Source organism: Jatrophihabitans sp., from assembly GCF_046262535.1.
Taxonomy (GTDB): domain Bacteria; phylum Actinomycetota; class Actinomycetes; order Mycobacteriales; family Jatrophihabitantaceae; genus Jatrophihabitans.
Map to the genome: position 1 here is coordinate 16892 of NZ_JBHEMO010000022.1, position 22277 is coordinate 39168.

At 71.0% G+C, this 22277-nt stretch carries 25 protein-coding genes; 11 read left to right on the forward strand and 14 right to left on the reverse strand.

The annotated features are described in order from the left end of the window. The first annotated feature begins 68 nt into the window (after positions 1 to 68). Complete coding sequence (locus ABR571_RS03490) at positions 69 to 1127, forward strand: helix-turn-helix transcriptional regulator (RefSeq protein ID WP_409451801.1); 1059 nt, start codon at positions 69 to 71, stop codon at positions 1125 to 1127. On the opposite strand, the gene ABR571_RS03495 is transcribed toward ABR571_RS03490, so the two are convergent. The 5 genes from ABR571_RS03495 to hrpA form a co-directional block, all read right to left on the reverse strand. Continuing rightward, entirely contained in the window at positions 1121 to 1516 is a 396-nt protein-coding gene (locus ABR571_RS03495; RefSeq protein ID WP_409451802.1) for a hypothetical protein, read from the reverse strand. The two genes, ABR571_RS03490 and ABR571_RS03495, sit on opposite strands and share 7 nt — an antisense overlap. Positions 1517 to 1564: 48 nt before the next feature. Then, positions 1565 to 2764: an RNA polymerase sigma factor gene (locus tag ABR571_RS03500; RefSeq protein ID WP_409451828.1), complete on the reverse strand. Its 1200-nt coding sequence runs from the start codon at positions 2762 to 2764 to the stop codon at positions 1565 to 1567. Positions 2765 to 2835: 71 nt separating this feature from the next. Beyond that, positions 2836 to 3258: a YciI family protein gene (locus ABR571_RS03505; RefSeq protein ID WP_409451803.1), complete on the reverse strand. Its 423-nt coding sequence runs from the start codon at positions 3256 to 3258 to the stop codon at positions 2836 to 2838. A gap of 134 nt (positions 3259 to 3392) precedes the next feature. Beyond that, a complete protein-coding gene (locus ABR571_RS03510; RefSeq protein ID WP_409451804.1) occupies positions 3393 to 3815 on the reverse strand; it encodes a DUF3052 domain-containing protein in 423 nt (140 codons plus the stop codon). A gap of 227 nt (positions 3816 to 4042) precedes the next feature. Further along, the gene (gene hrpA, locus ABR571_RS03515; protein ID WP_409451805.1) at positions 4043 to 7945 is read right to left on the reverse strand and encodes an ATP-dependent RNA helicase HrpA; all 3903 of its coding nucleotides are present in this window, start codon (positions 7943 to 7945) and stop codon (positions 4043 to 4045) included. 55 nt (positions 7946 to 8000) lie between these two features. Between hrpA and ABR571_RS03520 the strand changes: the two genes are divergently transcribed. After that, complete coding sequence (locus tag ABR571_RS03520) at positions 8001 to 8750, forward strand: SDR family NAD(P)-dependent oxidoreductase (RefSeq protein ID WP_409451806.1); 750 nt, start codon at positions 8001 to 8003, stop codon at positions 8748 to 8750. Here ABR571_RS03520 and ABR571_RS03525 read toward each other — a convergent pair. From ABR571_RS03525 to ABR571_RS03535, 3 genes are all read right to left on the reverse strand, one after another. Further along, positions 8737 to 9441 (reverse strand): alpha/beta fold hydrolase, encoded by a 705-nt coding sequence (locus ABR571_RS03525; protein WP_409451807.1) that lies wholly within the window; start codon positions 9439 to 9441, stop codon positions 8737 to 8739. The two genes, ABR571_RS03520 and ABR571_RS03525, sit on opposite strands and share 14 nt — an antisense overlap. A gap of 110 nt (positions 9442 to 9551) precedes the next feature. Continuing rightward, positions 9552 to 10043 carry a metallophosphoesterase family protein gene (locus ABR571_RS03530; protein WP_409451808.1) on the reverse strand — a complete coding sequence of 164 codons (492 nt, stop codon included), beginning with the start codon at positions 10041 to 10043 and terminating at the stop codon, positions 9552 to 9554. A gap of 25 nt (positions 10044 to 10068) precedes the next feature. Next, the gene (locus ABR571_RS03535) at positions 10069 to 10335 is read right to left on the reverse strand and encodes a winged helix-turn-helix transcriptional regulator (protein ID WP_409451829.1); all 267 of its coding nucleotides are present in this window, start codon (positions 10333 to 10335) and stop codon (positions 10069 to 10071) included. 132 nt (positions 10336 to 10467) lie between these two features. Here ABR571_RS03535 and ABR571_RS03540 point away from each other — a divergent pair, with 132 nt between their 5' ends. The 4 genes from ABR571_RS03540 (at position 10468) to ABR571_RS03555 (ending at position 14107) form a co-directional block, all read left to right on the forward strand. After that, positions 10468 to 11091: a carboxymuconolactone decarboxylase family protein gene (locus ABR571_RS03540; RefSeq protein WP_409451809.1), complete on the forward strand. Its 624-nt coding sequence runs from the start codon at positions 10468 to 10470 to the stop codon at positions 11089 to 11091. Continuing rightward, positions 11088 to 11666 carry a dienelactone hydrolase family protein gene (locus tag ABR571_RS03545; protein WP_409451810.1) on the forward strand — a complete coding sequence of 193 codons (579 nt, stop codon included), beginning with the start codon at positions 11088 to 11090 and terminating at the stop codon, positions 11664 to 11666. The genes ABR571_RS03540 and ABR571_RS03545 overlap by 4 nt, the downstream gene beginning before the upstream one ends. Positions 11667 to 11722: 56 nt before the next feature. Next, the gene (locus tag ABR571_RS03550; protein ID WP_409451811.1) at positions 11723 to 12403 is read left to right on the forward strand and encodes a hypothetical protein; all 681 of its coding nucleotides are present in this window, start codon (positions 11723 to 11725) and stop codon (positions 12401 to 12403) included. A 126-nt stretch (positions 12404 to 12529) separates the two neighbouring features. Next, a complete protein-coding gene (locus tag ABR571_RS03555; RefSeq protein ID WP_409451812.1) occupies positions 12530 to 14107 on the forward strand; it encodes a DNA polymerase Y family protein in 1578 nt (525 codons plus the stop codon). Here ABR571_RS03555 and ABR571_RS03560 read toward each other — a convergent pair. Continuing rightward, the gene (locus ABR571_RS03560) at positions 14098 to 14391 is read right to left on the reverse strand and encodes a hypothetical protein (protein WP_409451813.1); all 294 of its coding nucleotides are present in this window, start codon (positions 14389 to 14391) and stop codon (positions 14098 to 14100) included. The genes ABR571_RS03555 and ABR571_RS03560 overlap by 10 nt on opposite strands. A 131-nt stretch (positions 14392 to 14522) precedes the next feature. On the opposite strand from ABR571_RS03560, the gene ABR571_RS03565 reads away from it, so the two are divergent. Together ABR571_RS03565 and ABR571_RS03570 are read left to right on the forward strand one after the other, a co-directional pair. Next, on the forward strand, positions 14523 to 15947 hold the full coding sequence (locus ABR571_RS03565; RefSeq protein ID WP_409451814.1) for an MFS transporter: 1425 nt from the start codon (positions 14523 to 14525) through the stop codon (positions 15945 to 15947). Continuing rightward, the gene (locus ABR571_RS03570; RefSeq protein WP_409451815.1) at positions 15934 to 16908 is read left to right on the forward strand and encodes a sigma-70 family RNA polymerase sigma factor; all 975 of its coding nucleotides are present in this window, start codon (positions 15934 to 15936) and stop codon (positions 16906 to 16908) included. The genes ABR571_RS03565 and ABR571_RS03570 overlap by 14 nt, the downstream gene beginning before the upstream one ends. Positions 16909 to 16933: 25 nt before the next feature. Here the strand turns inward: ABR571_RS03570 and ABR571_RS03575 are convergent, their stop codons facing one another. Both ABR571_RS03575 and ABR571_RS03580 read right to left on the reverse strand, forming a co-directional pair. Beyond that, positions 16934 to 17386, reverse strand: coding sequence for a flavodoxin family protein (locus tag ABR571_RS03575; RefSeq protein ID WP_409451816.1), 453 nt, complete (start codon positions 17384 to 17386; stop codon positions 16934 to 16936). Positions 17387 to 17562: 176 nt separating this feature from the next. Next, on the reverse strand, positions 17563 to 18840 hold the full coding sequence (locus tag ABR571_RS03580; RefSeq protein WP_409451817.1) for a S8 family serine peptidase: 1278 nt from the start codon (positions 18838 to 18840) through the stop codon (positions 17563 to 17565). 90 nt (positions 18841 to 18930) lie between these two features. On the opposite strand from ABR571_RS03580, the gene ABR571_RS03585 reads away from it, so the two are divergent. Further along, positions 18931 to 19656 carry a PIG-L deacetylase family protein gene (locus ABR571_RS03585; protein WP_409451818.1) on the forward strand — a complete coding sequence of 242 codons (726 nt, stop codon included), beginning with the start codon at positions 18931 to 18933 and terminating at the stop codon, positions 19654 to 19656. Positions 19657 to 19660: 4 nt separating this feature from the next. Here the strand turns inward: ABR571_RS03585 and ABR571_RS03590 are convergent, their stop codons facing one another. After that, on the reverse strand, positions 19661 to 19825 hold the full coding sequence (locus ABR571_RS03590; protein WP_409451819.1) for a hypothetical protein: 165 nt from the start codon (positions 19823 to 19825) through the stop codon (positions 19661 to 19663). Between the two features lie 83 nt (positions 19826 to 19908). On the opposite strand from ABR571_RS03590, the gene ABR571_RS03595 reads away from it, so the two are divergent. Next, positions 19909 to 20283: a VOC family protein gene (locus ABR571_RS03595; protein WP_409451820.1), complete on the forward strand. Its 375-nt coding sequence runs from the start codon at positions 19909 to 19911 to the stop codon at positions 20281 to 20283. Next, positions 20280 to 20705 carry a hypothetical protein gene (locus ABR571_RS03600; protein WP_409451821.1) on the forward strand — a complete coding sequence of 142 codons (426 nt, stop codon included), beginning with the start codon at positions 20280 to 20282 and terminating at the stop codon, positions 20703 to 20705. Before ABR571_RS03595 ends, ABR571_RS03600 begins: the two co-directional genes overlap by 4 nt. Here the strand turns inward: ABR571_RS03600 and ABR571_RS03605 are convergent. After that, positions 20687 to 21505, reverse strand: a complete 819-nt coding sequence (locus ABR571_RS03605; RefSeq protein WP_409451822.1) for an MBL fold metallo-hydrolase — start codon at positions 21503 to 21505, stop codon at positions 20687 to 20689. The two genes, ABR571_RS03600 and ABR571_RS03605, sit on opposite strands and share 19 nt — an antisense overlap. Before the next feature lie 51 nt (positions 21506 to 21556). Beyond that, entirely contained in the window at positions 21557 to 22174 is a 618-nt protein-coding gene (locus ABR571_RS03610; RefSeq protein WP_409451823.1) for a dihydrofolate reductase family protein, read from the reverse strand. Positions 22175 to 22277 lie beyond the last annotated feature (103 nt).

Below are 22277 nucleotides of genomic sequence, written 5' to 3' on the forward strand. Positions count from 1 at the left end.
CCGCAGGACGCGGGCCATACCACCGATCTGGGGTATCCAGTCGCCGTCGGCCGACCTACCGTGCAGGAGTGGACGAAGCGGTTCGGCGGCGGCACGCGGATGCGCTCATCGAGCGTTGCTACGTCGGGCTGGACGCGACAACACTGCGCGGGGAGGTGTTGCGCCGGCTGCGGGGGGTGGTGAGCGTCGATGCGGCGTTCTTCGCAACCCTCGACCCGGTCACCCTGCTGTTCACCTCGGTGGCCAGCGAGGAGCCGCTCATCGACGCGGCCGGCCTCTTCCTCGACAACGAGTTCGGCGCCCATGACGTCAACCGCTTCGCCGAGCTGGCCGCCGCCGCCGATCCGGTGCGGTCGCTGGACGCCGCGACCGGCGGCGAGCGGCGGGCCAGCGTCCGCTATCGAGAGATCATGGCCCCGCTGGCCCTCGGCGACGAATTGCGCGTGGTGCTGCGCGCGACCGGGCGCAGCTGGGGCGTGATGTGCCTGCACCGCGAGGAGGCGGCGGCCGGCTTCGATGAGCAGGAGATCGCGCTCGTCCGGCGCATCGGACCACATGTGGCCGAGGGCATGCGCCGAGCCCTGCTCACCGCCACCGCAGTGGAGGGCACGCAACCGGCGGCCGGCATCGGCATCGTCGTTCTCGCCGCCGATCTGGCGGTGAAGTCGATCAACGCCGCCGCCGAGTCGTGGCTGGCCCGGATCCGCGACGAGGACTGGCCGAGCACCCATCCGCTGCCACTGGTCGTGCAGGGGTTGGCGAGCGAGCTGGTCCACGCCCAGGAGCAACACGCGATTTCCGAACCCGAGGTCCGCCTGCGCACCAGCACCGGCGACTGGCTGTCGATCCGCGCCACCTGGTTGCACGGGGACGGGCCGGCGCAGATCGCGATCGTGCTGGAGCCGGCAACCGCGGGTCGACTCGCGTCCATGCTCTTCGCCGCGCGCGGGCTCACCCCGGCCCAAGAGCGCGTGGCCGCCCAAGTGCTCCAGGGCCGCGACACCCGTCAGATCGTGGCCGAGCTGCACATCTCCCAGCACACCGTCCAGGAACATCTCAAGGGCGTCTTCGACAAGTTCGGCGTCCGCAGCCGCCGCGAGCTGGTCGCCTCGCTCCTGGGTCACTGACTCCGTAGAAGCATTGCCGAGATGCGCCGACCGTCCGGTCCGTCCGTCACGAGATAGCTCACCGCCACCCGACCGATCTCCGAGCCGTCGGATCTGCGGCGGGAGAACACACCGTCGAGCAGGACCGATCTCACGTTGCAGATCGTGACTTCGGTATGAAGCACGTCGCTGTGGTGGTAGCCGACCGTGCGGACCCCGTCGATCTGCTGCGCGGCGAAGGTGAGCACCTCATCGTCGGTTCGAAGAGCGGTGAAACCGTCGTCGGTGGCCACGAGGAGTGGCACACCGTAGTAGGCGAGCAGGTGCGCGGCGTCGCGCTCGCCGCGGCCCGCGGCAGCGAACACGTCCAGGTACTCGCCGAACCATCGACGCACGTCGCTCTCGTCCATGCCGGAGATAGTGCACCTGGCCGTTGGCCACGGCCACCGGGCCGCCGCTCAGCAGCTTGCCGCCCGCGACAGCAGCAACGCCCGCTCCTGTTCGTTGCCCGTCAGCTCCGCAGCCGCTTCGAACTCCGCGCGCGCCTCGTCCAGCCGGCCGAGCTTGAACAGCAGATCACCGCGCACCGAGGGCAGCAGGTGGTACGCGCGCAGGGCGGGCTCCGAGCGCAGGTCGTCGACGATCGCCAGCCCGGCGGCCGGCCCCTCGGCCATCGCCACGGCCACCGCCCGGTTGAGCTCGACGATCGGCGAGCCCGTCTGCGCCGCCAGCACCGCGTAGATCGAGGCGATCCGTGCCCAGTCGGTGTCCTCGGCGCTCGCCGCCCGGGCATGGCAGGCCGCGATCGACGCCTGCAACACGTAGGTCCCGCTGCCGCCGAGCGCGTCGGCGCGCTCGAGCGCCATCAGCGCGTGGTTGATCAGCACGCGATCCCACACGGTGCGGTCTTGATCGAGCAGCGTCACCGGCTCTCCGGACGGGCCGATCCGCGCTCGCAATCGCGATGCCTGGATCTCCATCAGCGCAACGAGCCCGAACGCCTCGGCTTCGTTCGGCGCCAGCCCGCACAGGATGCGGCCCAGTCGCATTGCCTCGGCGCACAACTCGGGGCGGGTCCAGGCAGCGCCCGACGTCGCGGTGTAGCCCTCGTTGAAGATTAGGTACACGACCTCGAGCACGCCCGCGAGCCGCGCCGCCAGCTCCGGACCGGTCGGGATCTCGAACGGCACACCCGCGTCGGTCAGCGCCTTCTTCGCCCGCACGATCCGCTGCGCCATGGTGGGGACGGGCACGACGAAGGCGCGGGCGATCTCCTCCGTCGTCAGCCCGCCGACCATCTTCAGCGTCAACGCAACCCGCGCCTCCGGCGACAGCACCGGATGGCACGCCGTGAACATCAACCGCAGGACGTCGTCGGACACCTGCGTCTCGATCTCGATGTCGTCCATCGGATTCTCTACATCAGTGAGGTCGCGACCGATCTCCTCGACCTTGCGCTCGAGCGTCACGCGGCGACGAATGGTGTCGACGCCGCGGCGGCGGGCAACGGCCATCAGCCAGGCTCCCGGGTTGTCCGGGATACCTGACTCCGGCCACTGCTCGAGCGCCGCGACAAGCGCGTCCTGGGCGAGGTCCTCGGCCAGGCCGACGTCGCGCACGATGCGGGCGAGACCGCCGATCAGCCGAGCCGCCTCCATCCGCCAGACGGCTTCGATCGTCCGCGAGACGGCCGGCGCCGCCGGTGTCGAGATGTTCGGTCGCAACTCGCTCACTGAATGCGCGAGGCGGCCTCGGCGCGCAGCTGCTCCTCGTGAGCCTGCATCTCGGGAGTGAACGCATCGCCGAAGTCCTCGGGCTGCGACACCCGCCGGATCTCGACCTCCGCGTCCTGGAACGGTGAGCGCTTCAGCCATTCGACGGCCTCCTCGAGCGAGGCGACCTCCCAGATCCAGAATCCGGCGACGAGTTCCTTGGTCTCGGTGAAGGGGCCGTCGATCACGACCAGCTTCTTGTCGGGCTCGAAGCGGACGCGCTTGCCGTCCTTGGACGAGCTCAAGCCCTCGCCGACCAGCATCACTCCGGCCTTCACGAGCTGCTCGTTGAACTTGCCCATCTCGTTGAGCTCGTCGCGGTTGGGCATGCGCCCGGCCTCGGACTCCTCGGTCGCCTTGACCAGCACCATGACTCGCATTGCCAACTCCCTCGGTCTCGCCAGCGCCCGGCCCATCTTGGCCGGTTTCACCCTGGCTCATCAATGCGTCGAGCGGCCACCGAGATAATCGACAGCAGGACGGAAGAAAGTTTCCTCAGCCGGTCGCGCCGGTCCTAGGACGGGGTTCGTCGCTCCGTGCGCCAGACGATCTTGAGTCCCGACCAGTCGGCGTCGATCGCCGCGACCTTCACGTCCACGAGCCCGAGCGGCAGGACGGCCTCGCGGATCACGGTGTCGGTCACGTCGCTCACGTGCCCCCCGGCGCGCCGGGGCCAGGCGATCCAGAGTGCCCCGTCCGGGAAGATCCGCTGCCCCAGGTCAGGGACGTCGGCTAGCTCCGCTGCGGAGCGGACGAAGCGCAGCAGCAGGTCGGCCGGGCCGTCGCCCGCCTCCACTACCGGCGGCGGCGCGTCGAGCGACCACCCGGCGGGCGCACCCTCGACCGCGACCCGCGAGCCGGGCTTGATGCCGAGCTTGCGGATCTGCGGCGAACCCGAGTAACCCGGCGACGCTCCGGCCATGCCCCATTGCAGCACGCGTCGGAATGACGCGGGGTGGGTGGGCAAGCACGTCGGAGCGGGAACCTTCGATGCACGTCGCTCGGCCGCGACCTATCCGGTCGCCCCCGAACGCCAGGATCAGCGCCCCGCCGACTCCGCTCCGACGGCCTGCGTCCCGCACGCTAGCAACCTGAGTGCGCAGCGTTCAAGGCCCCGCCGATGTTACAGGGCGTGTCACGACGGGTCCATCCACAAAGCTCGCTTTAAAGGGTGATTGCGTCGATTGCCCGATAGATTCGCTGTTCGCTGACCGGACGCGCGGTCCCCAGCTGCTGGGCCCAGAGGCTGACGCGCAACTCTTCGATCAACCAGCCGATGTCGCGGACGTCGTCGGCACCGGCCCGTCCCGCCGGCAGCGCCCGGACCAGCTCGTCGTACGCGGCTTGAACGGCCTGGACGCGCTGCATCCGGCCCCGATCGACGTCCAGGTCACGGGACAGCCGGTCGAGCCGGCGGCCGATCGCGGTGACGTAGCGGGCGAGGTCGGCGAGATGACGCACGCCCGTGAGCACGACGAAGCCGGGCGGCAGCAACCGGCGGAACTGCGCGTTGATGTCGGCGACCGAGTCGGCGAGGGCCGCCGACGGTGGGTCGGGCAGCGCCAGCCTGACGTCGTGCGCGGCCGCAAGCACGCGCTCGACGCGGCCAACGACGTCGACGGTGGTCCGGACCAGGTCGGCAGCCACCGGGTCACGCACCCCCGCGAACGCCGTCCGTGTCCACACCGGCTCGGGCACCAGCGCATCCGCCGCGGCGTCGGCACAGTCCTCGAGCAACCCGGCCAGCGAGCCGTCCGGATTGGCGCCGAGCACCAGCCGGGCCCGCGTGGACAACGACCGCTCGACCGCTTTGGCCGGCGACGGCACCGACAGCCGCAGCAACCGCCGCAGGCCCGGACGCATCGCGGCGGTCTGCTCCGTCCGGGCGGCGAAGACGCGGACGGCCACCGTGTCCCCTTCGTCGACGAAGGCCGGGAAGCCGTGCACGACGTGATCGCCACTTGCCCGCTCGACCTTCGCAGGGAGTTCCTCGAGATCGTCGGGCCAGCTGCGCAACCCGCGCCGCTCGACCGCGCCGGCGACGGCCTCGGCCACCGCTGCCCGCACCGGCCCGGCGAGCTGGTCCTGCAGGGCGGGCAGGTCCTTGCCGCGCGCCACCTCGCTGCCGTCGGCCGCAACGACTGCGAAAGTCACTCTCAGGTGGGACGGCAGCTTTTCGAGGTCGAAGGCCGTGATGGGTACGAGCACACCGCTCCGCCGCTGCAATTCGCGCTGCAGTCCTTCCAGCAGCGGCTCCTGCCCGGGCTGCAGCGCGGTCAGCACGGCCCGGGCGGTGTCCGGTACCGGGACGAAGTTGCGCCGCAGGTCCTTCGGCAATGACCGGATGAGCGCGGTGACGAGCTCCTCGCGCAGCGCCGGCACCTGCCACGAGAATTCCTCCCCGCCAAGGCGGGCCAGCACGTCGACCGGGACGTGTACGGTGACTCCGTCGTCCTCGGCGCCGGGTTCGAACCGGTAACTGACGGGCAGGGCAAGGTCGCCCGCATGCCACGTGTCCGGTTGCTCGACGTCCGCGTCGTCGCGACGCAGCAGGTCGTCGCGGGTCATCGTCAGCAGGTCGGGCGTCGTGTGCCGCGCCTTCTTCCACCAGGTGTCGAAGTGCCGGGCCGAGACGACCGACGCGGGGACCCGGGCGTCGTAGTACGCGTAGATCTCGTCGTCGTCGGCGAGCAGGTCACGCCGGCGCGCCCGCTCCTCGATCTCTTCCAGTTCGGCCCGCAAGGCCTGGTTGTCGCGGAAGAAGTGGTGCCGCGTCTCCCAATCGCCGTCGACGAGCGCGTGGCGCAAGAAGAGCTCGCGGGCGACTTCCGGGTCGACGGAGGCATAGCCGACCCGGCGCCGGGCGACGAGGGGCAGTCCGTAGAGCGTGACGCGTTCGTAGGCCATGGCCGCGCCCCGGCGTGCGTCCCAGTGCGGCTCGCTGTAGGTGTGCTGCACGAGGTGACCGGCGACCCGCTCGACCGTGTCCGGATCGACGCGGGCGGCGATTCGTCCGTACAGCCGGGCCGTCTCGACGAGGTCGGCGACGACGACCCAGCGCGGCGGCCGTTTCGTCAGCACCGACCCGGGAGCAAGGACGAACCGCGAGTTGCGGGCACCGAGGTAGTCGCGCGCGTCACCTTCACGCAGGCCGACATGGCTGAGCAGGCCGGCCAGCAGCGCGGCATGGAGCCGGTCGGGCGCCGCCGGCTCGTCGGACTCGACGATGTCGAGGCCGCGCGCGATGGTGCGCAGCTGGCCCACGAGGTCCTGCCACTCACGCACGCGCAGATAGTGCAGGAACTCTTCGCGGCACATCCGGCGGAACTGGTTGCCCGACCGCTCCTGCCGCTGCTCGCGCAGGTAACGCCAGAGGTTCAGGTAGGAGACGAAGTCGGAATGCTCGTCGCCGAACCGGGCGTGCTTCTGCTTCGCCGCCTCTTCGCGGTCGGCCGGCCGCTCACGCGGGTCGGGGATCGACAGGGCGGCCGCCAGCACCAGGACCTCCCGCACACAGTTCTCCTGCTGCGCCTGCAGGATCATCCGACCGATCCGCGGATCGAGGGGCAACTGGGCCAGGCGCCGGCCGACGTCGGTGATGGCGCCGGCCGCGTCGAAGGCACCGAGTTCCTGCAGCAACGTCACGCCGTCGCGGATGCTGCGCCGATCGGGCGGGTCAAGGAACGGGAAGTCGGCGACGTCGCCCAGACGCAGGGCGGCCATCTGCAGGATCACCGCCGCGAGGTTGGTGCGCAGGATCTCCGGATCGGTGTAGCGCGGGCGGGACTCGAAGTCGGCCCGCGAGTAGAGCCGGATGGCGATGCCGTCGGCCACCCGGCCGCAGCGGCCGGCACGTTGGGCCGCCGACGCCTGCGAGATCGGCTCGATGGGCAGGCGCTGCACCTTGGTGCGGCGGCTGTAGCGGGAGATGCGCGCGGTGCCGGGGTCGACCACGTAGCGGATGCCGGGCACGGTCAGCGACGTCTCGGCCACGTTGGTGGCCAGGACGACGCGCCGTCCGGTGTGCGGCTCGAACACCCGCTGTTGCTCGGCGGTCGAGAGGCGGGCGTACAGCGGCAGTACCTCGGTGTTGCGCAGGTCCTTCAACGCATCGGCGGTGTCGCGGATCTCCCGCTCGCCGGAGAGGAAGACGAGGACGTCGCCGGGCGGTTCGCGCTCGAGCTCATTGATGGCGTCGACGATGGCCTCGGTCTGGTCCCGCGTTTCGACCTTGCGCGAGATGTCGTGATCGGGATCGTCGACGTCGTCGACGTCCCCGTCATCGCCGGCCGGATCGGGTTCCAGTGGGCGGTAGCGGATCTCCACCGGGTAGGTGCGACCCGACACCTCGACGATCGGCGCCCGGCCGAAGTGTGCGGCGAAGCGTTCCGGCTCGATCGTCGCGGAGGTGACGATCACCTTGAGGTCGGGGCGGCGGGGCAGCAGCCCGCGCAGGTACCCGAGCAGGAAGTCGATGTTGAGGCTGCGCTGGTGGGCCTCGTCCAAAATCAGGGTGTCGTAGCGCAGCAGCCGACGGTCCCGCTGGATCTCGGCCAGCAGGATCCCGTCGGTCATCAATTTCACCAGCGTGCGGTCACTGGCTTGGTCGGTGAACCGGACGGTGTACCCGACCGCCTCGCCGAGCGGGGTGTGGACCTCGTCGGCGATGCGCTGGGCCACCGTGCGGGCGGCGAGGCGACGCGGCTGGGTGTGCCCGATCGTGCCGCGGATCCCGCGGCCGAGCTCGAGGCAGATCTTGGGCAGCTGCGTGGTCTTGCCCGAGCCCGTCTCGCCGGCGACCACGACCACCTGGTGGTCGCGGACGGCCGCGGCGATGTCCTCGCGCTTCGCGCTGACCGGCAGGTCGGGGTAGGTGATGACCGGGACGGCGGCGGTGCGCGTTGCGACCACCAGCTCGGCCCGCGCGATCTGCTCGGCCACCTGGGCCAGCATCTTTGCGCCTCCCTTGCGGGACAGGCCCGACAGCCGGCGGCCGAGCCGGTCGGCATCGCGGAGTGTCAGTCCGTCGAGCCGGGCCCGGAGCTGCTCGACGGACGGTTCGGACACTCCGGCAACGATAGGCGGCGGTACGAGCCGGTCTCGGTCGAGGGAGGATCGGGGCATGAAGCGCTTCATCGGCAAGGTCGCCGTGGTCACCGGCGGCGGATCAGGGATCGGGGCGGCGACGGCCCGTCGGCTGGCGAGCGAAGGTGCGACCGTCGTCGTGGCGGGCCGCCGCGAGGAGGTCGGCGAGGCAATCGCCGCCTCAATCCGGGAGGCCGGCGGCCAGGCCTCCTTCGTGCAGGCCGACGTCACCGTCGAGGACGACGTCGTGCGGATGGTCCGCAGCACGATCAGCGATCATGGTCGCCTCGACGCCGCGTTCAACAACGCCGGCTCCACCGGCGCGGGCGGCCCGATCGCGGAGATCGATTTCGACGAGTGGCGGCGTGAACTCGACGCCAACCTGACCAGCGTCTTCCTCTGCCTGAAGCACCAGATCGCCGCGATGGCCTCGGGCGGGGCCATCGTCAACAATGCCTCCATCGCGGCGGTCGGCGGCATTCCCGGTCTCGCCGCGTACACGGCGGCCAAGCACGGGGTGCTCGGTCTCACCCGGGCCGCCGCGCTGGAGTGCGCCGAACGCCGGCTGCGGGTGAACGCGCTGGTCACCGGCAACGTCGACACTCCCCTGTACCGGCGGCTGTCCGGTGTGGGCAGCCAGGACAGCTTGCCCCCGGCGCCCAATCCAACCGGGCGCACGGCGACGCCGGCCGAGATCGCCTCGTTCGTGGCCTACCTGCTCAGCGACGAGGCGTCGTTCGTGACGGGGGCGGCGTTGGCCATCGACGGCGGGTTCACCGCCGGCTGACCGGTCGGTCGAGGTCGGCGGCGTACTCGACCAGCCGCTCGGCCAGTCCGACCGGATTGGCCAGCGCGACGAGGTGGCCGCCGGGGATCTCGTCGGCCTCGATGCCGAGTCGGTCCTTCGCCACCCGCCACTGGAAGTCGGCCGGGAAGAACCGGTCGTCGCGGCCGACCAGCACCTTGATGGGGACGTCGGGCCACGCGTCGAACTCGCACGGCTGGCCGAACGGGGTGTCGGACGGTGCGCGGCCGGGCGTGGTCTGCATCCAGGCCAGGGTGTCGGCGTCGATGTCGTGCAGGAAGTGCTGGTCCATGTCGAAGTCGGGGCTGCGGCCGGCGGCGAGGTCCGCTGCCCGCCGGGCCTCGATGGAGCCGGTCGCGTCCCACCAGTCCCCTGGTGTCTCGCCGGGCAGCGGGACCATCGCGTTGACCAGGACGATCATCCGGACCGGCTTGTGCCGCGTCACCATCGGAGCGGTGAAGCCGCCCATCGATTGCGCGACCAGGACCACGTCGTGTCGGTCGCCGATCGCGCCCTCGACGAGTTCGGCGTATTCGGGCAGGCCGAACCGCCGGTCGTCCTCAGGGATGTCGACCGCGATCGCCGCGTGCCCGTGCCGCTCCAGCTCGGGCGTGACGCGGGACCAGTACGACGCGTCGCCGCCGGCGCCCGGGATGAGGCAGAAGGTCGTCATGGTCCTACGGTAGAGCTCAGCGTTCCCCGGTGATCAAGTCCCTCCGGGGCGTGCCCAGGGCCGCCCCAGGGGGAACTGATCATGCTCCCCAGTCTCGGCGTCCCCCCACCTCAGGTGACGGGGAAGATCCGCGCCACGACGAGCCGGCCGTCCTCGATGATCAGTTCGCCCATCGTCCCGTCCGGCTGGCGCCGCTTGTCAGTCGGCGAACCGGGATTGAAACTGCGTTGGCCACCGTGGCTCTCGTTCCACGGGATGTGCGAATGGCCGAAGACGACGAGGTGGGCGGCCGGGAACATCCGCTTCAGCCGGGCCGGCCGGCCGGTTTTCGTGCCGCTGTCGTGGATCATGGCGATCGGCAGGCCGCCGACCGTCAGCTCGAGGACGTCCGGTGCGCCCCACGCGGACACATCCGGTCCGTCGTTGTTGCCCAGGACGGCGTGCACAGGCGCGAAGGCGGACAGCTCGACCAGCGTCTCGGCCCGGCACACGTCGCCGGCATGCAGGATCGCGTCGGCGCCGTCCAACGCGGCGGCAACGCGGTCGGGACACCGCCTCCAGTAGCGCGGCGAGTGGGTGTCGGACAGCACAGCAACCCTCACGCCGTCCAGTCTGGCCGACCGCGGGTCAGCGCGCTGCCCACTCCTCCGACCATTTGTCGAGCGGCTGGATCGCCCGGCGCAGCCGCGCCCCGATCGGCGTCAATGCGTACTGCCCGTCGGACTGCTGGTCGACCAGCTCGGCGCCCTTGAGCTCGGTCAACCGGCTGTACAACACGCTCGGCGACACGTCGTCGCAGCGGCGGCGCAGTTCGCGGGCGCCCAACGGCCCGTCACGCAGCTCCCACAGCACGCGCAGCGTCCACCGGCGCCCGAGCAGGTCGAGCGCGGCCATCAGCGGGCGGCCGGACGTCGACCCGCGAACCCGTCCTCCGGACTGCGGCACGGTCTTCTCCTTGACGTTACGGAATCAGTAACGCTAGGTTCAGCGCTCCTGGATGTTACTGAGTCCGTAACGAGGTTCGCCATGGCCAGAATCGCCCCGCTTGACCCGCCCTACAGCACCGACGTCGCAGCGCAGCTCGCTCGGATGATGCCGCCCGGCGTCGAACCGATCGCGCTGTTCCGACTCTTCGCCCGCAACCTGCCGATGGCGCAGGCCATGTCGGGCTGGGGATCGTACGAGCTCAGCCGGCGGCTGTCGCTCACCCTGCGCGAACGCGAGATCGTCATCGACCGAACCTGCGCTCGAGCGGGCTGCGAGTACGAGTGGGGCGTCCACATCTCGATCTTCGCCGGACGGGCCGGATTGCGCGCCGACCAGGTGCGCTCACTCACGGCCGGCGACGCGGACGATCCGTGCTGGACCGAGCCGAGGGACAAGATCTTGATCCGGGTCGTCGACGCACTGTTCGATTCCCGCGACCTCGACGACGATCTGTGGCAGCAGCTCGGCCGGCATCTCGACGAGGCGGAAACCCTCGATCTGCTGTTGCTGTGCGGTTGGTACCAGGCGATAAGCCTGGTCGGCCGGGTGACCCGGCTACCCAACGAGCCGGGCGCGCCGACCTTCGCGTCCGTGGACGTTGTCGGACCGGGCGGCGACGATGTCGGTAGAGACCGCTCGATCAACGGGAGCCACGGGCAATGACCAACGTTCTGCTCTTCCACCACGTGCTCGGCGTCACCGACGGGGTCCGCTGGTTCGCCGACGAGCTGCGGTCCGCGGGTCACGATGTGACCGTCGCCGACCTCTGGGACGGGCAGACCTACCCGTCCATCGAAGCCGGCGTGGCCCACGCGCAAGAGGTCGGCTTCGGCAACGTGATCGAGAAGGGGGCGGCGCTCGGAGCCGAGCTGCCGCCCGGCGCCGTCGTCATCGGGATGTCGCTCGGCGCGCTCCCGGCGCAGAAGGTGGCGCAGACCCGACCCGGTATCCGCGGGGCCGTCCTGCTGTACTCGGCGATCCCGGCGGAGGAGTTCGGGGGCCCGTGGCCGGCCGACGTCGCAGTGCAGATCCACATCGCCGAAGAGGACGAGAACCTCGAAGAAGGCGAGCTCGACGGTGCCAAGGCGCTGGCCGCCGAGGCTGCCGACGGAGCGATCTTCCTGTACCCGGGCACCGCGCACCTCATCGCCGAGAAGGGCTTCGCCGATTTCGACGCGGAGTCGGCGTCGCTCATCCTGAGCCGCACGAAGGAGTTCCTCCACCGCGTGGCCTCGTGACCCGATGCCCTCTCGCCTAGCTTGACGAGTTCGAACACCTGTTCGAGAATGGACGAATGCTCGACGTCGTCATCCGCAAGCCCGACGGCAGCACCGCCGTCGACTGGCAGCACGTGGGGGTCCGCACCGCTCCCCCGCTGCCGGTGGCGCCCGCGCTCAGGTCGCTGCTGCCCGGGGGGCTGCGGCGCGGCAGCACGGTCAGCGTCAGCGGATCGGTGTCCCTGCTGCTGGCGCTGCTCGGTGCGGCGTCCTCCGACGGCGCCTGGTGCGCACTGGTCGGCTTTCCGCGGATCAGCGCCGAGGCGGCCCATGAGTACGGCGTGGACCTCGCCCGGCTGGCGCTGGTCCCCGCTCCCGGTGAGGGGTGGACGACCGCCGTCGGCGCCCTGGTGGATGCGGTCGACATCGTGGCCGCGCGGCCGCCGCGGGGGCGCGGCCTGGCGCCGGCCGACATCCGGCGACTCGCCGCCCGGGCGCGCAGCAAGGACGCGGTGCTCGTCCCGTACGTCGCCGAGGGCGCCTGGCCGGGAGCCGACGTCCGCTTGCACGCCCGGGACGGGTCGTGGTCAGGGATCGGCGACGGCACCGGGCGGCTGCGGGCCCGGCAGGTCGAGGTGTCGGTGACCGGCCGCGGCTCGGCCGCCCGTCCGGCCACCACAAGCCTCTGGCTGCCGGCCGACGGCGGCGGGGTCGAGCAGTCGGTCCCGCTCGCCCCGGTCATCGAGCTGGCCGGTTAGTTCGTCCTCGCCTTCCCACCTGATCTGGTTGGATTTCGCCGCGGAAATCAACCGCAGCAGGTGGGTAGCGCACGTCCGACACGCCGGGGACGGATTGACCGGTTAGAACACGCGTTCGATACTAGGATGGTGAGCTCGCCCGACCGGACCCGGATGATCGCGGTCTGGTGCCCGGACTGGCCGGTCACCACGGCTCGGCTCGAGGCCGGGCTGGCGATGGACGCGCCGATCGCCGTCGTCACCGCCAACCGGGTGGTCGCCTGCTCCCAGTCGGCCCGCGAGAACGGGGTCCGGCGCGGGCAGCGCCGCCGGGAGGCGCAGGGCCACTGTCCGCAACTGCTGGTGCTGCCGCGCGACGAGGCCGCTGAGGCTCGCGTCTTCGAACCGGTGGTCGCCGCGCTCGAGGCGATCGCCCCGGGCGTCGAGATCACCCGGCCCGGCCTCGCCGCGATAGACGTGCGCGGGCCGACGCGCTACTTCGGCGGCGAGACCGGCGTGCTGCACGCGCTGTCGCGCGGTGTCGCCGGGATCCCGGCGCTCGGCGGCGCCGACCTGCTGATCGGCATCGCCGACGGCGCCTTCGCCGCCGAGCAGGCCGCCCGCCGGGGACTGGTCGTCGATCCCGGCGGCTCCCCGGCCTTCCTGCACCCGCTTCCCATCGAGACCCTCGACCCGTCGGGGGCATCGACGCTCATCGACCTGCTGCGCCGCCTCGGCATCCGCACGCTCGGCGCGTTCGCTGCCCTGCCACCCCGCGACGTCCTGGCCCGCTTCGGCCCCGACGGCGCCTGGGCGCACCGCCAGTCGGGCGGTCGTGACGAGCGCCCGGTGTCCGGCCGCCGCCCGCCGGTCGAGTTCGCGGTGACCCTCGACCTCGAGCCGCCGGTCGACCGGGTCGACACCGTCGCGTTCTCGGCGCGCGGCATCGCCGAGCAGTTCGTCGCCGACCTCGGTGCGCACGGCCTGGCCTGCACCTGCCTCGAGCTTCAGGCCCTGAGCGAGAACGGCGAGGAGACCGTCCGGCGCTGGCGGCATGCCGGTGTCCTGTCGACCGTCGACGTCCTCGACCGGGTGCGCTGGCAGCTCGAGGGCTGGCTGTCCGGCGTGCACCGGCCGACGGGTGGGGTGACGCGGGTCTGCCTCGTGCCCGTGGACGTGGTTCCGACCGGCACGCATCAGCAGGCGCTGTGGGGCGGCTCGGGTGCCGAGGACGAGAAGGCCGCCCGCGCGCTGGCCCGGGTGCAGACCCTGCTCGGTCACGGCTCGGTGCTAACCCCGGTGCTCGACGGCGGCCGCGACCCCGGTCAGCGCACCCGCCTGGTGCCGTGGGGTGACGAGCCGGTCCCGCTGCGGTCCCCGGAACAGCCGTGGCCGGGGCAGCTGCCCGCCCCGGCCCCGTCGGTGCTGCTCGACCCGCCGCGCCCGGCCCAGTTGCTCGACGCCGCCCGCCGTCCGGTGCTGGTCACCGAGCGCGGCGCGATGCCTGCGCCGCCCGCGCTGTTCGGCATGGACGGCGCCGCCGTCGCCGCGGTCACCTCCTGGGCCGGACCGTGGCCGGTCGACGAGCGGTGGTGGAGCCCGGAATCAGCCCGCCGCGTCGTGCGCTGCCAGATCGTCGACGTGCGCGGCCGCGCCTATCTCGTCACCGGGACGATGCCCGCGGATCAACCGCCGAGCTGGCAGGTGGACGCCATCTACGACTGATACCGCCCCACGAGCCTGGCGTTCGACCCTTCGAGCGGTCTGCCGTCCAGCCGCGCACCCAGCTCACGCTGGAACTCCTGGAACGCCGGCAGCTCGGGCAACACGCCTTCGCCGCCCACCGCCACATGGACGAACGTCACCCCATCGTCGAGCCGGAAGGTGGCGTACTGCAGGCCCTCGGGCCGGCTCTGCGCCAGCTCCGCATACACCGCCTCCACGAGCCGCTGATTCTCCTCGGCCCCCTCGGCCGTCGTCCGGTACCGCGCCACGAACGCTTCTCTCATCGCCTGTCCCTTCATCGGTTCGCTGTCACAGGTACAGACACGCCGCCCGTCGGAAAGTGGTCGGTGCGGCCGCGATGACTTTCCGGCGCCGCCCCGGTCAGTACTGGTGACACATCCGACCGGGAGGCATCGTGACCACACCCTCGACGAGCACCCAGCGCTGGGTCCTCGCCCTGACGTCCACCGCTGCGCTGATGGTCGCCCTCGACCAGTTGGTGGTGGCGACCGCGCTCAACGCGATCCGCGACGACCTGCACGCATCGATCGCCACGCTCGACTGGACGGTCAACGCGTACAGCCTGAGCTTCGCCGTCCTGCTCATCACCGGCGCGGCACTCGGCGATCGCTACGGCCGCCTACGGATGTTCATCGCCGGCCTCAGCCTGTTCTGCCTCGCCTCGATCGCCTGCGCTCTGTCGCCGGACATCGCGTTGTTGATCGCCGCCCGCACCGTCCAGGGCGCGGGCTCGGCGTTGGTGATGCCACTGGCGGTGTCGCTACTGACGGCCGCCTTCCCCGTCCAGGCCCGCGGGAGGATCGTCGGCATCTTCACCGGCATCGTCGGCCTCGCCGTCGTCGGCGGCCCCGTGGTGGGCGGCGCCGTCACCGATGCGATGTCCTGGCAGTGGATCTTCTGGCTCAACGTGCCGATCGGTGCGACGCTGATCCCGCTGGCGCTGCGCCGGATGGCCGAGAGCCGCGGTCCGCGGATGCGTCCTGACCTCATCGGCCTCGTACTGGTCACCACTGCCCTGTCGGGCATCGTCTGGGGACTGGTGCGCGCCGACGCCGCCGGGTGGTCCAGCGGCGAGGTCCTGGCGACGTTGATCGGCGGGACGCTGCTCGTCGCCGCGTTCGTCCGCTGGGAACTGCGAGCACCCGCACCCATGCTGCCGATGCACCTCTTCCGGGTGCGGTCGTTCTCGGCCGGCAACGCGGCGGCGTTCCTGGTGACCGCGTCACTGGTCGGCACCGTCTTCCTCGTGGCCCAGTACCTGCAGATCACGCTCGGCTTCAGCCCGCTCGGCGCCGGCCTGCGGTTCATCCCGTGGACGGCCCTGCTGTTCGTCGTCGCGCCCCTGGCCGGTTCGTTGAGCGAGCGGCTCGGCGCCCGGCCCCTGGTGGTCACCGGGCCGGCCCTGCAAGCAGTCGGGTTCCTCTGGCTCGCCTACGACGTCGCCGAAGGCAACCCCTACGCCGACTTCATCCCGGCGCTGCTCGTCGCCGGCTGCGGGACGTCCATGACGCTTCCGGCCCTGCAGAATTCGGTCATGAACTCCGTACCGCCCGATCACCTGGGCAAGGCCTCGGGCACGTTCAGCTCGATGCGCCAACTGGGCGGGGTGTTCGGCGTAGCCGTCGCCAGTGCGGTGTTCTCGGCCGGCGGCAGCTACGCGGGTCCGCAGAAGTTCGCCGACGGGGTGACCCCCGCGCTCTGGGTCTGCGCGGGGCTCGCAATCGCCGCGTCCCTCGCCGGGCTGCTGCTCCCCAGGCGGCCCGCACCGCCACCGGCTCGCGCGACGGCTCCGGAGGCCCTCGTCGATGCCGCCGTCTGAAGCCGACTTCGCGCAGCGGACCGAACCGTTGCGCCGCGAGCTCCTCGCGCACTGCTATCGGATGCTCGGCTCCTTCCACGACGCCGAGGACGTCGTGCAGGAGACGTACTTGCGGGCGTGGCGGGGGTTCGACGACTTCGAGGGACGTTCGTCGGTGCGCACCTGGATGTACCGGATCGCCACCCGGGCCTGCCTCACCGCGCTGGAGAACAAGGGACGTCGCGTCCTGCCGTCGGGCATCGGCGCACCGAGCGACGATCCGGCCGGGCCGCTGGCCGAGCGCCGCAGCGATGTCCCCTGGCTGCAGCCACTTCCCGACGACGCGGTGCGCGGCGACGGCGAGGATCCGGCCATGGTCGCCGTACGGCGGGAGAGCACCCGGCTGGCCTTCGTCGCCGCGCTGCAGGGCCTGCCCGCGCGGCAGCGGGCCGCGCTGATCCTGCGCGACGTGCTGGCCTTCCCGGCGGCCGACGTCGCCGAGCTGCTCGAGATGACCGTGGCCGCCGTCAACAGCGCGCTGCAGCGGGCCCGGACGCAGCTGCAGAGCTCGACCCCGTCGGAGGAACTGGTGACGATGACACCCGACGTCGACGTCGAACTGCTGGACCGCTTCATCTCGGCGTTCGAGGCGGCGGACATGTCCGCGCTCTCGGGACTGTTCCGCGACGACGTGCGGCTGGAGATGCCGCCCGTCCCGACCTGGTTCGACGGACGGGGCGCGGTGCTCGGCTTCTTCACCAGTCGCGTGCTGGCCGGCCAGCGACGCCGGCTCGTGCCGACGAGCGCCAACGGCTGCCCGGCGGCCGCCACCTACGTGGCCGGCGTGGACGGGCGGATGCGGGCGCACAACATCCAGGTGCTCGAGGTGCGCGACGGGCGCGTGGCCCACATCTACGCGTTCCTCGACACCGAGGTGTTCGCGTCCTTCGGGCTGCCGCTCGAGTGGCCGCTTCTGACCTGACCTGCACCCACCGGCGCACCGCCGGTCAGCCGGCGAGGATCGCCGCCACCGTCGCACCGAGGTCCCAGCAGGCTTCGACGTCGGCCTTGCCCGGCGCGCCGATCACCGTGACCGGGGCGTGCACCCGCTCCCAGCTCATGCCCTTGGTGATCGACTCGGCGGCCCGCACAGCGCCCTCCGTGTCGTTGTTGCCGTGCACGTACAGCCCATACGGAGCGCCGGCCTTCGCCTCGAGAGCCGGGTAGTAGACGCCGTCGAAGAAGTGCTTCATCGCCCCGGACAGATACCCGATGTTGGCCGGTGTCCCCAGCACGAAGCCGTCGGACGCGAGGACGTCGACGGCCGTCGCGGTCAGCGCGGGACGCACCCGGACCTCGACTCCGTCGATTCCCTCGGCCCGGGTGCCGTCGAGCACCGCTTCGAGCAGCGTCTGCAGGGCGGGCGAGGTGGTGTGGTGGACCACGAGCAAGACGGGCACGACTCAACATATCGCCGGAGGCGGGGACGCCGCTCGACCGGACTTTGGTCCCTATGTCCGGGGTTTCGGCGATGTTAGGTTCGGTGACATTCGAGGCGCCGGTCGCCGGCACCAGGATGGCCCGGGACCGCGCGTCGATGTTCTGCGGCGTCGCCGGAGGCGGGCGGGAAGGCGCGCTAGAAGGCGCTCAGCCCCCACGGCGTGCCGAGCCCGGTCGGGCCGTCGAACCCCGTCTTCGACGTGCAGAGGTACGACGAGTTGCACTGGCCGTTGGCGCCGCTGCCCACGTCGGTCAACGCGCTGTGATGCGCGTATGCGTAGGACGCGGCGCGGCGGTTGCCGGCCAGTGTGTAGATGGCGGCAATGATCGGCGCGGACAGACTCGTGCCGCCGATCTGGGCCCAGCCGTTGAGTCCCTGCGCGCCGCCGAGGTTCAGGAACAGGTCGCACAGGGCCGCCAGCGGGCAGTTGTTGAACGTGTCGTACACAGCCAGGCCGGTGGCCGGATCAGCGACGGCGGCGACGTCGGCAACGGTTCGCCGGGTGCAGCCGGTGTCGTGTTGCCATGAAGGCTTGGGCTCGTAGCGGGAACAGCCGCTGCCCGCGCCGGCCCAGGCGGTCTCGGCCCATCCCCGGCTGTTCGACGCGCGGACGAGGGTCGTACCGCCGACCGCGGTGACATAGCGGGACGACGCGGGGTATTCGACGCGGTAGCCTGCGTCGCCGGTCGCCGCGGTGATGGCCACACCGGGGTGGTTCAGGTGCTTGTCGAGCGCGAGCTCGGAACTGTCCTCCGGCCCGCCGAAGCTGAGCGACACGGCGAAGGCCAGTCGCGCGGCGGTGTCGATCGCCGCCATCAGTGCGCCGGGCGCGGCGGAATCGGCCTCCACGAGCAGGACGTGGCAGTCCGGGCAGGTGCCCGAGACAGCGTCGAGATCGAGGCTGATTTCCTGCGCCCATCCGTAGTCAGGTGCCGGCCGGGGGCTGGCCGCCCCTCGCTGGTTCACCTTGCGGAAGCATTTGTTCGCCGTCGTACACGCGGGCAGACCGAACGTCTTGCGGTAGACGGCGAGGTCGGCCTCGGCCCGCGGATCGTCGTAGGCGTCGACGACCGCGACCGTTCGACCGCGGCCGGACGTGCCGTTCAGCTTGTACGCGGTGCGGATCACGCTCGGCCCGTAGCCGGCCGGACCCGGCGTCGCGTTCGGGGACACCGAACTGCGAACGACCTGGCCGAAGCAGGTGAGCGCGTTGCCTGTCGGGTCCTGGGCCGCAGGCAACAGCGATACCGATGAATGACCGGCCGCGTTGGCGCAGCCGAAGGGCAGCAGACCGCCCAGCCGGATCGAGGCGCCGGCCCCGCTCTGGTTGAGCCCGACGCACAGGGCGAGTCCGATCAGCGGCGCCAGTACGGCAGCGAAGAGGGCCCTGGTCCGCTCGGAGATGGCAGGCACATTCTGCTTAACCCCTGGGTCGGGCTTTCGTTACGTCCCGGCAGAAAACTATTCCCGAACGGTCCGGTTCGCCCGATAACGTCGTGCGACGTGAGCGAGCAGCTGGAACTGGTGGACGAGACGTGGTCGAGTGCGCTGGCGGTGGTGGCGCATCCGGACGACCTGGAGTACGGAACCGCCGCGGCGATCGCCCGGTGGACGGCACAGGGCAAGCGCGTGGCCTACTGCCTGGCCACGAGGGGCGAAGCGGGCATCGACAGCATCGAGCCGGAGCGGTGCGGTCCGCTGCGCGAGGCCGAGGAGCGTGCCTCGGCCCGCGTGGTCGGCGTCGACACCGTCGAGTTCCTGGGTCATCCGGACGGGACACTCGAGTACGGGCTCCCGCTCCGTCGCGACATCGCCCGCGCGGTCCGGCGGCACCGGCCCGACATCGTCATCACGATGAATTACCACGAGACGTGGGGGGCGGGCACCCGCAACCAGGCCGATCACATCGCGCTCGGCCGGGCCGTTCTCGACGGTGTCCGCGACGCCGGCAACCGCTGGGTGTTCCGCGAGCTGCTCGACGAGGGGCACGAGCCGTGGAAGGTGTCGACCCTGCTCGTCAGCGGAGTTCCGGACGGTACGCACGGCGTCGACGTGAGCGACTACTGGCAGACCGGCGTGGAGTCGTTGCAGGCCCATGAGCAATACCTGCGCGGTCTGGGCGACGGACCGATGTCCGACCCGACGGAGTTCCTCGAGGCGTTCGCGCGGCAGGCCGGCACCCGGTTGGGCGTCGCGTTCGGTCTGGGCTTCGAGGTGGTGAACCTCTGACGTGTCAGGCGGGCCAGATCTTGCGACGCGCCGGCGTGACGGGACGGCTGGAGTCGGCCCAGGACTCATCCCCGGCCGGCTCCTCGCCGGCGTCGGTGCGGACCAGCGTCAAGGTCGACTGCTCCGGGGCGTCGGCGGGTGCGGAATCATGCGATTCAGGAGCTGTCATATCCCGCACGCTAACCGCTGGGTACGACAACGGGGGGCGCGTTCGCGACGAGCGATCAGGATCGGCTATCGGCAGGAGACGGCATGCGCGTTACCCGCATCACGACGAACCTTCGCGTGCCCGACATCGACGCGGCCAAGAGCTTCTACACCGGCTATCTCGGGCTGACCGACGAAGAGTTCAACCTCGGCTGGGTTGCCCGGTACACCTCCCCGGAGACCGGCGCCCACGTCCAACTCGTCACCCGCGACGCGACGGCCGCCGAGGACTCGGTCATGTCCGTCCACACCACTGACGTCGAGGCCGCGTACCGGGAGGCGCAGCAGCTCGGATACGAGATCGTCCACCCGATCACCACCGAGGCGTGGGGGCCGCGCCGCTTCTTCGTCCGGGCACCGGACGGCACCGTCATCAACGTTGTCGGTCACCCCACTGAGCACGCGGAGGACGTTTCGTGATCGACCACCTGCCCCCACCGAGAACCCTGCTGACCGGGCGGTCGATGGTCGAATCCGGTCGCTGGCACGACGGGCGCTGGTGGTTCGCCGACTGGGGCACCGGGGAGGTCGTGGCTGTCGGCCCGGACGGAGTCGCCGAGGTGGCCGCGCCGGGGCGGCCGCCGCCCCGAATGGGCTGGTCGATCGACTGGCTGCCCGACGGGCGGCTGTTGACGACCGGGCCGTCGGTCGTGCGCCATGAGGCTGACGGCACGCAGGTGCCGCACTGTGAACGCGGCGGCAACGAGATCGCCGTGCACCCCCGTGGACACGTCTACGTCAACGGCGCCGACTTCGAAGCTGAGCTGGAACAGCCTTGCCGCCGGAGCGTAAGGCCGGCCGCCTTCGGTCGCGACGCGGACGGTCAGCCGGGCGTCGCCTGACGCGCGGTCCGGTGGGCGAGGGCCTGGAGTTGTCCTTCGTGCACGCCGGGCGACCAGTCGTTGCTGCCTCGGTCGAGTCGCGGGTCGTCGGGCTCGCGGCCGTCACGCAGGGCGAACAGGTACGCCCGATCCACGTCGATGCGTGCCTGTAGCTGGCCGGCTTGTCCGACGGACCCGTGCCCGGGGACGACCACGTCCACGTCGCCTACCACTTCTTCGAGCGCCTCCAAGGCACTGAGGTAGTCCGCAATCGGGTCAGCGGTGCCGTTCAGGTCGAGTATCGGGATCAAGAGGTCGGAAACCATGTCCCCGGCCACGAGGACCCCACGCTCCTCGATAAGAAGCGCGGCATGGCCGGGGGCGTGCGCCTGGTGCTCGACGAGCCGCACCCGGAGACCGTCCCACGGAATCAGTGCGGTCTCGGCGGGCAGCCCGATGATCTGCCCGAGCAGATCGAGCGGCACCTCGTCGACGAGGTCGGGCGGGATCAGCGTGGCGACGCGGGCCTTCGCACCCGGGTCGGACAGCCGCTGCCGGACCGTGGCGGCGCAGGTCGCCGTGCCGTACCGGGGCGCCGTGCCGAATCGCGGGTCCCACAGCAGGTGATCCCAATGCGGATGGGTCGAGAAGGCGGCAACCACAGTCTGGCCGGACAGGTCGTTCGCGAGGCAGGCCATTTCCGCCGCACGCACCCCGGCGTCGATGAGCAGCACGCCGGACCCGCCCTGCACGACGACGGCGTTGCTCTGACAGAACTCGCTCTTGTGGATCAGCACACCGTCCACGACCTGCTTCAGCACACGATTTCCTTCCGCATCTCATCTGGAATCGTTCGGCGCGAACATAGTGCGTCACACCGACGCTGTGGCGTTTTCGACCGGGAAGACCAGATGGGTCACGCGGTCGCCCTGAATGCAGGTCGTCGGGTTGCCGAGCACGACGTCGGGAGCGGACAGCCGGCCGAAGAACGGCCGGTTTCCCTCACCCATCACGACGGGCACGAGGTCGACGGCCACCTCGTCGAGCAGTCCGAGATCGAGGCACTGACGAGCGATGGTCCCGCCGGCGACGGTGACGTCACGGTTGCCGGCCAGTTCCTTGGCCCGCGCGATTGCCGCTTCGAGGCCGTCGGTCACGAACGTGAACGGCGCGTCGGGGTGCGCGGCGATCCAGTCCTCGGGCACGCGGTGGGTGACGACGACGACCGGCACGTCCAGGGTGTGTCGGCCGTTCCACCCGTCAGTGACGTCGAACAGAGTCCGGCCGCAGACGAGGGCACCGAGCGAGGACACCCAGTTCTGCCAGTGCGCGGCGCTCGGCGGCGTGAGGTGAACCGTGAAATCGCCGGCTGGTGTCGGGAGCTCGACGTTTCCGTTCTGCAGCCAGTCGAACAGTCGGCCGATGCTGTTGTCCTGCTTGGCGACGTAACCGTCCAGGGACATGATCGCCTGTCCCACCACCTTGCTCATGGTGCTCTCCGTTCGTGTCGGGTAATTGCGGCTCAGCAGTGCGTCGAACGGACTGACGTGCTTTCGACAGCCGGGACACCGCTGGCTTAAACCGAACACGCGT